The 13,523-nt window shown below is 71.9% G+C and carries 10 protein-coding genes and 1 pseudogene; 6 read left to right on the top strand and 5 right to left on the bottom strand.

Annotation, left to right across the window (positions count from 1 at the left end):
• Window positions 1-294: 294 nt before the first annotated feature.
• The 4 genes from JXZ78_RS15060 to JXZ78_RS15045 all read right to left on the bottom strand — a co-directional run bounded on the left by JXZ78_RS15060 (window position 295) and on the right by JXZ78_RS15045 (window position 5,029).
• Window positions 295-1,128, bottom strand: a complete 834-nt coding sequence (locus JXZ78_RS15060) for an S-methyl-5'-thioadenosine phosphorylase (RefSeq protein ID WP_030024306.1) — start codon at window positions 1,126-1,128, stop codon at window positions 295-297.
• Window positions 1,129-1,300: 172 nt separating this feature from the next.
• Entirely contained in the window at window positions 1,301-1,660 is a 360-nt protein-coding gene (locus JXZ78_RS15055) for an FmdB family zinc ribbon protein (protein WP_030024307.1), read from the bottom strand.
• Between the two features lie 69 nt (window positions 1,661-1,729).
• The gene (locus JXZ78_RS15050) at window positions 1,730-2,950 is read right to left on the bottom strand and encodes an MFS transporter (protein WP_238783130.1); all 1,221 of its coding nucleotides are present in this window, start codon (window positions 2,948-2,950) and stop codon (window positions 1,730-1,732) included.
• 447 nt (window positions 2,951-3,397) lie between these two features.
• A complete protein-coding gene (locus tag JXZ78_RS15045) occupies window positions 3,398-5,029 on the bottom strand; it encodes a potassium/proton antiporter (RefSeq protein ID WP_078624637.1) in 1,632 nt (543 codons plus the stop codon).
• Between the two features lie 214 nt (window positions 5,030-5,243).
• Between JXZ78_RS15045 and JXZ78_RS15040 the strand changes: the two genes are divergently transcribed.
• A complete protein-coding gene (locus JXZ78_RS15040) occupies window positions 5,244-8,147 on the top strand; it encodes a penicillin acylase family protein (protein WP_030024310.1) in 2,904 nt (967 codons plus the stop codon).
• A gap of 164 nt (window positions 8,148-8,311) precedes the next feature.
• On the opposite strand, the gene JXZ78_RS15035 is transcribed toward JXZ78_RS15040, so the two are convergent.
• Window positions 8,312-8,929 carry a 5-formyltetrahydrofolate cyclo-ligase gene (locus JXZ78_RS15035; RefSeq protein WP_030024311.1) on the bottom strand — a complete coding sequence of 206 codons (618 nt, stop codon included), beginning with the start codon at window positions 8,927-8,929 and terminating at the stop codon, window positions 8,312-8,314.
• An 80-nt stretch (window positions 8,930-9,009) separates the two neighbouring features.
• On the opposite strand from JXZ78_RS15035, the gene galU reads away from it, so the two are divergent.
• The 5 genes and pseudogenes from galU to JXZ78_RS15010 all read left to right on the top strand — a co-directional run bounded on the left by galU (window position 9,010) and on the right by JXZ78_RS15010 (window position 13,514).
• Window positions 9,010-9,912, top strand: coding sequence for a UTP--glucose-1-phosphate uridylyltransferase GalU (galU, locus tag JXZ78_RS15030; RefSeq protein ID WP_030024313.1), 903 nt, complete (start codon window positions 9,010-9,012; stop codon window positions 9,910-9,912).
• 4 nt (window positions 9,913-9,916) lie between these two features.
• Complete coding sequence (glp, locus tag JXZ78_RS15025) at window positions 9,917-11,233, top strand: molybdotransferase-like divisome protein Glp (protein ID WP_033039825.1); 1,317 nt, start codon at window positions 9,917-9,919, stop codon at window positions 11,231-11,233.
• A 309-nt stretch (window positions 11,234-11,542) separates the two neighbouring features.
• Complete coding sequence (moaC, locus tag JXZ78_RS15020; RefSeq protein ID WP_030024315.1) at window positions 11,543-12,025, top strand: cyclic pyranopterin monophosphate synthase MoaC; 483 nt, start codon at window positions 11,543-11,545, stop codon at window positions 12,023-12,025.
• Window positions 12,026-12,369: 344 nt separating this feature from the next.
• A pseudogene (locus tag JXZ78_RS40760) lies at window positions 12,370-12,894 on the top strand (MogA/MoaB family molybdenum cofactor biosynthesis protein); the annotation flags it as partial.
• Window positions 12,891-13,514: a GNAT family N-acetyltransferase gene (locus JXZ78_RS15010; RefSeq protein ID WP_078624639.1), complete on the top strand. Its 624-nt coding sequence runs from the start codon at window positions 12,891-12,893 to the stop codon at window positions 13,512-13,514. The pseudogene JXZ78_RS40760 and the gene JXZ78_RS15010, both read left to right, overlap by 4 nt.
• Window positions 13,515-13,523: the final 9 nt, after the last annotated feature.

Below are 13,523 nucleotides of genomic sequence, written 5' to 3'. Positions count from 1 at the left end.
CGGACGAGCTCCACGGTGCCGGACTTCGCCGGAGCCCGCTCGGGGCTGTGGACAACGGCGACCGACGTGCACGGGCCGACGTTCGCTACCCGCTGGTTGTGGAGAAAGCGGTCACCCTCACGGGCCTCCCCAGCTCTCACGAGCCTCCTCTGCCCCGCGCGAGTCCCCTCCGCCTCGCGTGAGTCCCCTCCGCTCCGCGTGAGTCCCCTCCGCTCCGCGTGAGTCCCCTCCGCCCCGCGCGAGACCCCTCCGCCCCGCGCGAGTTTCCTTCGTCCCTCACGAACCCCACTGCCCTCACGGCAACGGGATTCCCAGATCCCAGCCCGCGTGCGCGTCCGCGCACGCGCAGGTCCGCTCCGCCGTCGCCGGCAGCGCGCCCACCGCGTCGAACAGCACCTCGCGCAGCCGCCCGACGTTCCGCCCGAAGACCTCCAGCACCTCCTCGTGCGAGACGCCCTCACCCGTCTCCGTACCCGCGTCCAAGTCCGTGACCAGCGACAACGACGTGTAGCAGAGGGCCAGCTCACGGGCCAGCACCGCTTCCGGATGGCCGGTCATGCCGACCACCGCCCAGCCCTGCGCCGCGTGCCACCGCGACTCCGCACGGGTTGAGAAGCGCGGTCCCTCGATGACCACGAGCGTGCCGCCCTCCACCGGCTCCCACGCGCGGCCCCGGGCCGCCGCGGCCACCGTCGCGCGGCCGACCGGGCAGTACGGATCGGCGAACGCCAGGTGCACCACGTTCGGCACACTGCCGTCCGGCAGCGGCACCCCGTCCAAGTACGTCTGCGTCCTGGCCTTCGTGCGGTCCACGAGCTGGTCCGGCACGAGCAGCGTCCCCGGCCCGTACTCCGGGCGCAGCCCGCCCACCGCGCACGGGCCGAGCACCTGCCGCACGCCGACGGACCGCAGCGCCCACAGGTTGGCGCGGTAGTTGATGCGGTGCGGCGGCAGATGGTGCTTGCGGCCGTGCCGGGGCAGGAAGGCGACGGCGCGTCCGGCCACCTCGCCGAGGAAGAGGGAGTCGCTGGGGGCGCCGTAGGGGGTGTCGACGGTGATCTCCGTCACGTCGTCCAGGAACGAGTAGAAGCCGGACCCGCCGATGACCCCGATCTCCGCGTCAGCCATGCGAGCACATTAGCCGCGGGGAGGGAGTGTGAGGAGAGGGCCTCGGGGAGGGTGAGAGGGCTCCAGAAGGGGCGGGAGGCGTGCCCGGAACGCCGGAAGCCCCGCCGTCGGTGACGGCGGGGCTTCCGCGAAGAGATGTCCCGTACGGGCGCGTACGGGGCCGGAGCCTCGGTCAGGCGGCCGAGGCCTTGGGCGTCGAGCTGGACCCCGTACCCGAAGAGCTCGACGAGCCGGCGGACGACTTCGACTCGCCGCCCGAGGACGACGAGGAAGACGACGAGGACCCGGAGTCCGAGGGCGACGAGGAGCCCGACGACGAGGACGAGCTCGACGCGGGGGTGCTGCTGGACGACGAGCCGCGGCTGTCGTTCCGGTAGAACCCGGAGCCCTTGAACACGATGCCGACCGCGGAGAACACCTTCTTGAGGCGTCCGTCGCAGGCGGGGCACTCGGTGAGCGCGTCGTCGGTGAACTTCTGCACCGCCTCGAGGCCCTCGCCGCACGCGGTGCACTGATACTGGTAGGTCGGCACTGTGACTTCCTCCTGGCACTCTCACTCAATGAGTGCTAACGACGCTCCATAGTGCAGTATTCCGGCCCGTCAGTCCACTGTTACCGGCGAGCGGTGACCGACCCCACGTCCGACGACCAGTGTTTCGGCCCGCGGCACCAGGTGTCCTCGGAACACCGCGAGCACCACCAGCGCCAGGCCCGTACCGCACAGCGGCACCAGGAATCCGGCATGCGGACCGAAGTGGTCCGCCAGCAGACCGGCGACCGTCGACGCCGCGGCCTGGCCCAGACCGACCGCGCCGGTCAGCCAGGTGAACGCCTCCGTACGGGCGGAGGCCGGGACCAGCGAGTCCACCAGCGTGTAACCGGTGATCAGCGCCGGGGCGATGCACAGACCCACCAGCAGGCCCACCGCGCCCATCAGCGGCGCCACGCTCACCGCCCACAGCGGGGTGGTCAGCAGCGTCAGCAGCGCGTATCCGGTCAGCAGGCGGCGCCGGGGGCCGATCTTCCAGGAGATCGCGCCGCACACGATGCCGGCCAGCATGTTGCCCGCCGCGAAGACCCCGTACAGCAGGCCGTTGATGCCGGGCTGCCCGATGTCCTCGGCGAAGGCCGTGAGGGAGACCTGCATGCCGCCGAAGACCGTGCCGATGCCGAAGAGCCCCGCGATCAGGACCCGCAGGCCCGGCACCGACAGCGCCGAGACGCGCTTGGCGGCGCTGTCGTCCGACCGGTGCACCGGCGGCTGGCTGCGCCGCTGCGCCGCGAAGAGCAGGCCGCCGCCCAGCGTCAGGACGCCCTCGGCGACCAGGCCGGCCGCCGGGTGGATGCCGGTGCACAGCGCGGTCGCCAGCACCGAGCCGACGACGAAGGTGAACTCGTCGGTCACCGACTCGAAGGCGGTGGACGTCGGCATCAGGGGCGTACCGGTGAGCTTGGCGGCCCACCGGGAGCGCACCATGGGGCCGATCTGCGGCGTCGAGGCGCCGGTCGGTACGGCGATGACCAGCAGCGCCCACAGCGGAGCGTGCGACAGCGCCAGCGTGATCATCGCGGCGACCGCCGCCGCGTGCACCAGCACGCCGGGTACGAGCACCGCGCGCTGCCCGAACCGGTCCGCCAGCTTGCCGCTCTGCGGGGCGAACAGCGCCATCGAGACGCCGGTGACCGCCGAGACGACACCGGCGGTGCCGTACGAGCCGGTGGTGTGCTGGACGAGCAGCAGGATGCTGAACGTCAGCATCGCGAAGGGCTGGCGGGCCAGGAAGCCCGGCAGCAGGAACGCCCACGCCCCCGGGGTGCGCAGCAGCTGCCCGTAACCGGGACGGACGTCCTTGACCGGGGGCTGCTGGGTGGGAGCGGTCCCGTCCTGGGCTGCCTCGCCCCGGACGTCCTTGCCCGCGTTGTCCTTGACCGCGGATGCCACGGCCGAGCCTTTCTACCGCCTGGTAGCGCGCTGCCCGCGAGGTTGTCACGGGGTGCGCGCCGAGAGCTGTCCTCTCGCGCAGGACCGAGTGATACCGCGTGGTCCGCACCGGGGAGGTGGCTGCGTGTGGCAGGGGACCGCGGCCGCCGAGCGGTCGCGCCAGCTCTGCGTCAGGCAGAGTTGGTTCCTTTGATTGCCGTTTCATAGTACAGGCCGATACGCGGGAAGCCCCGGCATCGGCCAGGGCTTCCCGCGCATGTCGCGCCGTCCCGCTCGGAGCGCCGGGAGGCGCCGTCCCGCTCACCGTGCCGGGGTGTGCCGTTCCGCTCAGCGAGCCGGAGTGGGCGGCGGCCGGCCTTCCGTCCGGCCGTCCGGATGCCGGCCGGCCTCTCCGGCCTTGCCCTCCGGCCGGTCCCCGGACCGGTCGCCCGGCCGCACCCCCGCCTTCTTGACGGGCCGCCGCCCGCCCGGCGTGCCCGGCGCCAGCCAGCCGGCCAGCTTGCCGTGCTGGGAGACCGCCTGGAGCCGGTTCTCGACCGCGTCCCGTACCGGGTCCGTGGCCACGACCAGCAGATCGTCCCCGCGGCGCAGCACGGTCGTCGGCGACGGTACGAAGCTGGTCCCGTCCCGTACGACGAGGGTGACCGCGGCCCCCGGAGGCAGCCGCAGTTCGCTGATCTCCACGCCGTGCATCCGCGACTTCGCGCTGATCGTGGTGGACAGCAGATGGCCGCGCAGCCGCTCCAGCGGCGCCGACTCGATCCCCAGGTCCGCGGCCTCCTCGTCGTCGCCCAGGCGCAGTTTCCTGGCCAGCCAGGGCAGCGTCGGGCCCTGGATCAGGGTGTAGACGACGACCAGGATGAAGACGATGTTGAAGACCCGGTCGCTGCCGGGCACGCCGCCCACCATGGGGATGGTGGCCAGCACGATCGGTACGGCGCCGCGCAGCCCGGCCCAGGACAGCAGCGCCTTCTCACGCCAGGGCACCTTGAAGGGCAGCAACCCCAGGAACACGGAGGTCGGCCGGGCCACGATCGTCAGGATCAGGCCGATGATCAGCGCCGGTACCGCGTCGTCGAACAGTGTGTGCGGGGTGACCAGCAGGCCGAGCAGTACGAACATGCCGATCTGGCCGATCCAGCCGAGGCCTTCGGCGAAGCCGCGGGTGGCGGCCGAGTGCGGCAGTTTCGCGTTGCCGAGGATCAGCGCGGCGATGTACACGGCGAGGAAGCCGGAGCCGTGCGCGAGCGCGCCGGCCGCGTAGGCGGAGACGGCGATGGCCATCACCGCGATCGGGTACAGACCGGACGCGGGCAGCGCGACGTGCCGCATCCCGTACGCGCCCAGCCAGCCGACGGCCATGCCTATGGCCGCGCCGATCGCCAGTTCCAGGGCGATCTCGCCGATCAGCGTGTACCAGTGCTCCACCGGGCCGGCGGTGGAGAACGCGACGACGAGGATGACCACGGGGGCGTCGTTGAAGCCGGACTCGGCCTCCAGGACGCCGGTCAGCCGGGCGGGCAGCGGCACGTTGCGCAGGACGGAGAAGACCGCCGCCGCGTCCGTGGAGGAGACCACCGCGCCGATGAGCAGCGCCTGGCGCCAGTCCAGGCCGACGAGGTAGTGGGCGCCGGCCGCGGTGACCCCCACGCTCACCGCGACACCGAACGTGGACAGCACCGCGGCTCTGGGCAGCGCGGGTTTGATCTCTTTCCACTTCGTGCCGAGGCCGCCCTCGGCCAGGATCACGACCAGGGCGGTGTAGCCCAGTATCTGGGTCAGCTCGGCGTTGTCGAAGACGACACCGCCGAATCCGTCCTGCCCTATGGCGATGCCTATCCCCAGATAGATGAGCAGGCTGGGCAGTCCGCTGCGGGAGGAGACGCGTACCGCTGCCACCGCGACGAGCAGGACGAGGGCGCAGATCAGCAGGAGTTCGTTGAGGCGGTCGACAGTCAGGACTGGTCCTTCCTCGTGGCGGGCCGGTCAGGCACGGGAACGGGCACAGGGCTGTGGATCGGGCGGGCTTTCCTTACCGTATCTAGTTACTGAGACTAACAATTTACCATTGCTTGAACCTTGGAGGTGTCGGCGGCTACACCGCGTAGGGCTCGGCGGACCCGTGCGCCTATGGTTGCTCCAGCACTCCCACCCTGCCCCTCGAAGGACAGAGATGCCCGCCAACAAGTCCGCCCCCGCCCCTGACGAGGCTGCGAAGAAGCCGAAGAAGAAGGGGCGGCGCGGCCGCCTCGTCGCGATCACGGTCGTGCTTCTGCTCGTGGCGGGCATCGGCTACGGCGCGTACTGGGGCGTGAGTACCGTCCGCGCCTCGTACCCGCAGACCACCGGCTCCCTGAAGCTGGCCGGCCTGACCGCACCCGTCGACGTCGCCCGCGACGGCAACGGCATTCCGCAGATCTACGCCGACACCGACGAGGACCTCTTCCGCGCCCAGGGCTTCGTGCAGGCCCAGGACCGCTTCTGGGAGATGGACGTACGCCGTCACATGACGGCCGGCCGCCTCTCGGAGATGTTCGGCCAGAGCCAGGTCGACACCGATGCCTTCCTGCGCACGCTCGGCTGGCACGACGTCGCACAGCGGGAGTACGACACCAAGCTCTCCCCGGAGACGAAGAAGTACCTCCAGGCGTACTCGGACGGCGTCAACGCCTACCTCAAGGAACACGAGGGCTCGGCGCTCTCCCTGGAGTACGCGGCGCTCGGCTTCCAGAACGACTACAAGCCGCAGAAGTGGACCCCGGTCGACTCGGTGGCCTGGCTCAAGGCGATGGCCTGGGACCTGCGCGGCAACATGCAGGACGAGATCGACCGCGCCCTGATGACCAGCCGCTTCAGCCCGACGCAGATCGACCAGCTCTACCCGAAGTACCCGGCGAAGCGGAACCGGCCGATCGTCGACGGCGGCGCCGTCAACCCGGTCACCAAGGACTTCGACGCCAAGGCGACGCCGAGCGGCGGGCCGCAGAACAACTCGGGCACGGGGACGGGCTCCGGCACCGGTACGGGTGCGGGGAACGGCTCCGGTACGCGTACGGGGCAGGGAACCGGCAACGGGACGGGTACGGGCACCGGAACCGGCAGCGGTGCCGGTACGGGAACCGGCTCGGGCACCGGAACCGGAAGCGGAACCAACTCCGCCTCCGCCGCCACCCAGGGCGTGCAGACCCAGCTCTCCTCGGTCTCCAAGTCCCTGGAGAAGATCCCGGCCCTGCTCGGCCCCAACGGCAACGGCATCGGCTCGAACTCCTGGGTCGTCTCCGGCGCCCACACCACCACCGGCAAGCCGCTGCTCGCCAACGACCCGCACCTGGCCCCCCAGATGCCGTCCCTCTGGTACCAGATGGGCCTGCACTGCCGCACCACCAGCGCCAAGTGCACCTACGACGTCTCGGGCTACACCTTCTCCGGGATGCCCGGCGTGGTCATCGGCCACAACCAGGACATCTCCTGGGGCATGACCAACCTGGGCGCCGACGTCACCGACCTGTACCTGGAGAAGATCAGCGCCAACGGGTACCTCTCGAACAACACGGTCAAGCCGTACAAGACCCGCAAGGAGACCATCAAGGTCGCCGGCGGCGCGGACCGCGAGATCACGGTCCGCTCCACCGACAACGGCCCGCTGATCTCCGACCGCGACGACGAGATGACCAAGGTCGGCAAGCACGCCCCGGTCGGCAACGCGGCACCCGACCGCGGCGACGGCTACGGCATCTCGCTGCGCTGGACCGCCCTGGACCCGGGCAAGTCGATGGACGCGGTCTTCGAGCTGAACCGCGCCAAGAACTGGACGGACTTCCGTAAGGCCGCCTCGCACTTCGAGGTGCCCTCGCAGAACCTGATCTACGCCGACACCAAGGGCAACATCGGCTACCAGGCGCCCGGCCGGATCCCGGTCCGCGGCAAGGGCTACGACGGCACGCTGCCCGCCCCGGGCTGGGACCCGAAGGCCCGCTGGGACGGCTACGTGCCCCAGAAGGCGCTGCCCAGCGAGTACAACCCGGCGCGCGGCTACATCGTCACCGCCAACCAGGCCGTCGTCGACCCGGACAAGTACCCGTACCTGCTGACCAAGGACTGGGGCTACGGCGCCCGCAGCCAGCGGATCAACGACCTCGTCCAGTCGAAGATCAAGGACGGCGGCAAGGTCTCCACGGACGACATGCAGACCATGCAGATGGACAACAGCAGCGAGATCGCCAAGCTGCTGACGCCCTACCTGCTGAAGATCGACGTGGACGACCCGTACGTCCGCGAGGCGCAGAAGCTGCTGGAGGGCTGGGACTACACCCAGGAGCCCGACTCGGCCGCCGCCGCCTACTTCAACGCGGTCTGGCGCAACACCCTCAAGCTGGCCTTCGGCAACAAGATGCCCAAGGAACTGCGGGTCGACGGGCAGTGCCTCAACGTCCGCCCGGCCGACGACACCGGCCCGGCCGACGACCAGGACAAGCTGGTGCGCGAGTGCGGCCAGCGCGCCCCCGACCAGGCGCAGCCCGACGGCGGCGACCGCTGGTACGAGGTCGTCCGGAACATCATCGACGACCCGAAGAACGACTGGTGGAAGACGGAGTCCCGGCCCGGCCGCGTCCTCGACGCCAACCGCGACCAGCTCCTGAAGCACGCCATGCGGGACGCCCGCTACGAGCTGACCAGCAAGCTCGGCAAGAACGTCGACAACTGGAGCTGGGGCCGCCTGCACCAGATGTTCCTGAAGAACCAGACGCTGGGCACCAGCGGCCCGGGCCTCCTCCAGGGCCTGTTCAACCGCGGCCCCTGGAACGTGGGCGGCGGCGAGGCGGCCGTCAACGCCACCGGCTGGAACGCGGCCGGCGGCTACGAGGTCACCTGGGTCCCGTCCATGCGGATGGTCGTCAACCTGGCCGACTTGGACAAGTCGCGGTGGATCAACCTGACGGGCGCCTCCGGGCACGCGTACAGCGCGCACTACTACGACCAGACGGACAAGTGGGCCAAGGGCGAACTGCTCCCGTGGGCCTACTCCGAGAAGGCCGTCAAGGCCGCGGCCAAGGACACGCTGACGCTGTCGCCGTGACGGATGCCGTGACGGGGTGCTGACTCCGTAGGCCGGGCGGGCTCGAATACATTCGGGCCCGCCCGGCTTCGTTCAGGGCGGTCTACAGCGGTCTACAGCGGTCTACGGCGGTTTGCAGCGGTCTAAAGCGGTTCACGGCGGTTCACGGCTGCCTCCTGTAGGGACTACCCGGCGACGGGCGGAGGCGACTGCGCGGCGAACCGGTGCACACCCCCCGGCGTCACCGCCACGTCCACCGGCCGGTCGTGCTCCTCGGCCGGCACCTCCGCCAGCACCTCCGCGTCGTACAGCAGCACCACCTTCGCCGGCCGGACGCCCGCCTTCTCCAGCCGCTCCAGCACCCGGTCGTACGATCCGCCGCCGCGCCCGAGCCGCATGCCGCGCCGGTCCACCGCCAGCCCCGGCAGCAGCATCGCGTCCGCCTCGGTGACGGACCGCGGACCCAGCCGGGGCCCGGCGGGCTCCCGCAGCCCCCGCGCGGCCCGTACGAGGCCCTCGGCACCGCCGTACGGGGCCCAGTCCAGGTCGTTGTCCGGCAGCAGTACGGGCAGCAGCACCCGCACCCCGGCGGCGTGCAACTGGTCCAACAGGGCGTGCGTGGACGGCTCGCGCCCCACCGACACGTACGCGGCGACCGTGTCCGCCCCGGCCAGCTCCGGCAGGGCCAGCGCACGGCGCGCCAGCACCGCTCCCGCCGCCCGGATTTCACCGTCCGGCAACTGGGCCCTCATGTCCAGGAGATCGCGCCGCAACCCGCGTTTCCCACCGTCGTAACCGCTCATGATGCGCCGTCGCTCCCGCTCCTGTGACCCGTTCACCGGACCCCGCCTTCCGGTGCAAAGTGCCGGTTATCGTGATCCGCATGACTCCATCGCGTACTCGGATCACCAAGGCTGTCATTCCGGCAGCCGGTCTCGGGACCCGCTTCCTCCCGGCGACCAAGGCCACGCCCAAGGAGATGCTGCCGGTCGTCGACAAACCCGCCATCCAGTACGTCGTGGAGGAGGCCGCCACCGCCGGACTCAGCGACGTCCTGATGGTCACCGGACGCAACAAGCGCCCCCTCGAAGACCATTTCGACCGCAATTACGAGCTCGAAGAGGCCCTGGACCGCAAAGGGGACGAATCGCGCCTCGCCCGGGTCCAGGAGTCCAGCGACCTGGCCACCATGCACTACGTCCGCCAGGGCGACCCCAGGGGCCTCGGCCACGCCGTCCTGTGCGCCGCCCCGCACGTCGGCGACCAGCCCTTCGCGGTCATGCTCGGCGACGACCTGATCGACCCGCGTGACCCGCTGCTCCAGCGCATGATCGAGGTGCGGGAGCAGCACGGCGGCTCCGTCATCGCCCTCATGGAGGTCGATCCGGCGCAGATCGGGCTCTACGGGTGCGCGGCCGCCGCCCCGGACGGCGACGACGACGTGGTGCTCGTCTCCGACCTGGTCGAGAAGCCGGATCCGGCCGACGCCCCCAGCAATCTGGCCATCATCGGCCGGTACGTCCTGGACCCGGCCGTCTTCGAGGTGCTGCGCAGGACCGAGCCGGGCCGCGGCGGCGAGATCCAGCTGACCGACGCCCTCCAGGCGCTCGCCGCCGACCCGGATCTCGGCGGGCCCGTGCACGGCGTGGTCTTCAAGGGGCGCCGCTATGACACCGGCGACCGCGGCGACTACCTCCGCGCCATTGTCAGACTGGCGTGCGAACGTGAGGACCTGGGCCCGGAGTTCCGGACCTGGCTGCGCAGCTTCGTCAGCGAGGAGATGTGACACCGTGAGCGCCACCACCGGCCGGATCACCCACCAGGAACGCGTCTGGTCGGTGGCCGACCACCTCGACGACGTACTGTCCAAGATCCACCCGCTGGAGCCGATCGAGCTCCACCTCCTGGACGCGCAGGGCTGCGTACTGGTGGAGGACGTCACCGTCCCCGCCGCCCTGCCGCCCTTCGACAACAGCTCCATGGACGGGTACGCGGTCCGCGTCGCCGACGTGGCGGGCGCCACCGACGAGTTCCCCGCCGCCCTGACGGTGGTCGGCGACGTCGCGGCGGGCAGCGCCGAACTGCCCGCCGTCGGCCCCGGCGAAGCCGCCCGCATCATGACCGGCGCGCCCCTTCCGCCCGGCGCGGAAGCCGTCGTGCCGGTGGAATGGACCGACGGCGGGACGGGCGGCGGCCCCGCCGAGGCGATGCGCGCGCACAGCGCCGCGCCCGAGGCCGCCGGCGGCGAGGTCCGGATCTACCGACCGGTCGACGCCCGCCGGCACGTACGCGCCCGCGGCAGCGACGTCCCGGCCGGCGAACTGGCCCTGCCGGCCGGCACCGTCATCGGCCCCGCCCAGACCGGCCTGCTCGCCGCCATCGGACGCGCCTCGGTCCGGGTCCGGCCGCGCCCCCGGGTCGTGGTCCTGTCCACCGGCAGCGAACTGGTCCAGCCCGGCGAGGAGTTGGCCCCCGGCCAGATCCACGACTCCAACAGCTTCCAGCTGACCGCCGCCGCCCGCGCGGCCGGCGCCATCGCCTACCGCGTCGGTGCCGTCGCCGACGACGCCGAGACGCTGCGCGCCACCCTGGAGGACCAGCTCATCCGGGCCGACATCCTGGTGACCAGCGGCGGCGTCAGCGTCGGCGCGTACGACGTGGTCAAGGAGACCCTCGCCGACCTGTCCGCCGAGGAAGGCACCGTCGAGTTCCGCAAGCTGGCCATGCAGCCGGGCAAGCCGCAGGGCTTCGGCCTCATCGGCCCGGACCGCACCCCGCTGCTGGCCCTGCCCGGCAATCCGGTCAGCTCCTACGTCTCCTTCGAACTGTTCGTACGCCCCGCCATCCGTACGCTCATGGGCCTGCCCGACGTCCACCGCCACACCTCCCGGGCCACCTGCGGCGCGGCCGTCGAGTCCTCCCCGCAGGGCCGGCGCCAGTTCCTGCGCGGCTGGTACGACGCCGACACGGCCACCGTCACGCCCGTGGGCGGCGCCGGGTCCCACCTGATCAAGGCGCTGGCCCAGGCCAACGCGCTGATCGTGATCCCGGAGGAGACGACCGAGGTGGCGGAGGGGGCGGAGGTGGAGGTTGTGTTGCTGGGGTGAGGTGTCAGGGGGATCGCGGGGGACGAGAAGGGGTAGGGCGGGTGCCGGCCGTACGGCGCCGCGGGGGCCGTACGGACCGCACGCGGGAGTCGTCGGCGCCGGATGTGGGTGCCGTCGGCCTGCTCGCGCGTGCTGCCCCGCACCGTACGCGGGGGCGCCGTCCGCACCGTATGCGCGGGCCGTCCGCACCGTACGTGAAGGCCATCCGTACTGCCCCCGGGTGCCGTCCGCACCGGGTAGCCGGGTGACGGCCGACGCCTGCGGGTACGGTGTCGTCGCACAGGCGGCACGGTCCGGACCGGGAGAACGATGAGCAGCGGCCAGCAAGACCTCACCCACCTCGACGCGTCGGGCGCGGCCCGCATGGTCGACGTGTCCCGGAAGGACGTCACCGCGCGCACCGCCCGCGCCAGCGGCCGCGTCCTGGTCGCGCCGCGCGTCGTCGAGCTGCTGCGCGGCGAGGGGGTCCCGAAGGGCGACGCGCTCGCCACCGCCCGTATCGCCGGCATCATGGGCGCCAAGCGCACCCCCGACCTGATCCCGCTCTGCCACCCGCTCGCGATCTCCGGGGTCGAGATCGACCTCCGGGTGGCCGACGACGCCGTGGAGATCCTGGCCACGGTTCGCACCACCGACCGCACGGGCGTGGAGATGGAGGCCCTGACGGCCGTCTCGGTCGCCGCCCTGACCGTCGTGGACATGGTCAAGGCCGTCGACAAGGGCGCGGTCGTCACCGACGTACGGGTCGAGGAGAAAACGGGCGGCAAGTCGGGCCACTGGAGCCGTTCATGACCGCGGACCGGCACCGCCCAGGCCAGGACGGACACGGCACGACGGCAGATCCGGGGCCGGAGACCGCGTCCGGCGCGGTGCGCGGCCCGACCGCGAACCCGGGCCCGGGCACGGCCCCCGACCGTTCCGCCACCACGCCACCCAACCCAGGACCGGGCTCCGCGGACGGGGCCACCGGGGCCGCCGCCCCTGCCGGCCCAGGCCCGAGCCCGAGTTCGAGTCCGAGTCCGAGTCCGAGCCCGAGTCCGAGTCCGAGTCCGAGTCCGAGCCCGAGTCCGAGCCCGGAAGCGTCCCACCACTCACACCAGCACGCCTCGTCTCAGCAACCCACCTCCTCCACCCCCACCCCACCCCGGGCCCTCGTCGTCACCGCGTCCAACCGCGCGGCGGCCGGTGTGTACGCGGACAAGGGTGGGCCGCTGCTCGCCGAGGGCCTGGCCGCGCTGGGCTTCACGGTCGACGGGCCGCAGGTGGTCCCGGACGGCGAGCCCGTCGAGGCCGCCCTGCGCGCCGCCGTCGCCGCTGCCTACGACGTCGTCCTGACCACCGGCGGTACGGGTATCTCTCCCACCGACCGCACCCCCGACGTCACCCGCGACGTCATCGACTACGAGGTCCCCGGCATCCCGGAGGCGATCCGCGCCGCCGGCTGCGCGAAGGTGCCCACCGCCGCGCTCTCCCGCGGCCTGGCCGGAGTCGCCGGCCGTACGCTGATCATCAACCTGCCCGGCTCCACCGGCGGCGTCCGTGACGGCCTGGCGGTCCTCGCCGGCCTCCTTCCGCACGCGGTGGACCAGCTACGGGGCGGCGACCACGCGCCGATGCCGACGACGTCCCAGGGCTCCACCTCCACCGGGAGCGCACACTGAACGCCCCCTGGCCCGTCGTACTGGCGGACGGCGAGACCGCCCTCCGCCCGATAAAGCTGCGCGACCAACGGGCCTGGCGCGACGTCAACCGCCGTAACCGCGACTGGCTGCGCCCCTGGGAGGCGACCATCCCGCCGCCCCCGCCGGGCATTCCCGCGCCGCACCGGCCCACGTACCGTCAGATGGTCCGCCACCTGCGCGCCGAGGCGCACGCGGGGCGGATGCTGCCGTTCGTCGTCGAGCACCGGGGACGGCTGGCCGGGCAGCTGACGGTGGCCGGGATCACCTGGGGCTCGATGTGCTCGGGGCATGTCGGCTACTGGGTCGACGAGGCGGTGGCGGGCCGCGGCGTCATACCGACGGCGGTGGCGCTCGCCGTCGACCACTGCTTCCGCTCGGTGGGCCTGCACCGCATCGAGGTCTGTATTCGGCCGGAGAACCTGCCCAGCCGACGGGTCGTGGAGAAACTCGGCTTTCGCGAGGAGGGGCTGCGTCCGCGCTATCTGCACATCGACGGGGCCTGGCGCGACCATCTCGTATTCGCGCTGACCGCGGAGGAGGTGCCCGAGGGGCTGTTGGCCCGCTGGCACCGGGAGAAGCCCAGCACACCCCACAAATAAAATACGTGT

Source organism: Streptomyces monomycini (assembly GCF_022271435.1).
GTDB classification, from domain to species: Bacteria; Actinomycetota; Actinomycetes; order Streptomycetales; family Streptomycetaceae; genus Streptomyces; species Streptomyces monomycini.
This window is presented reverse-complemented; position numbering and strand designations above follow the sequence as displayed.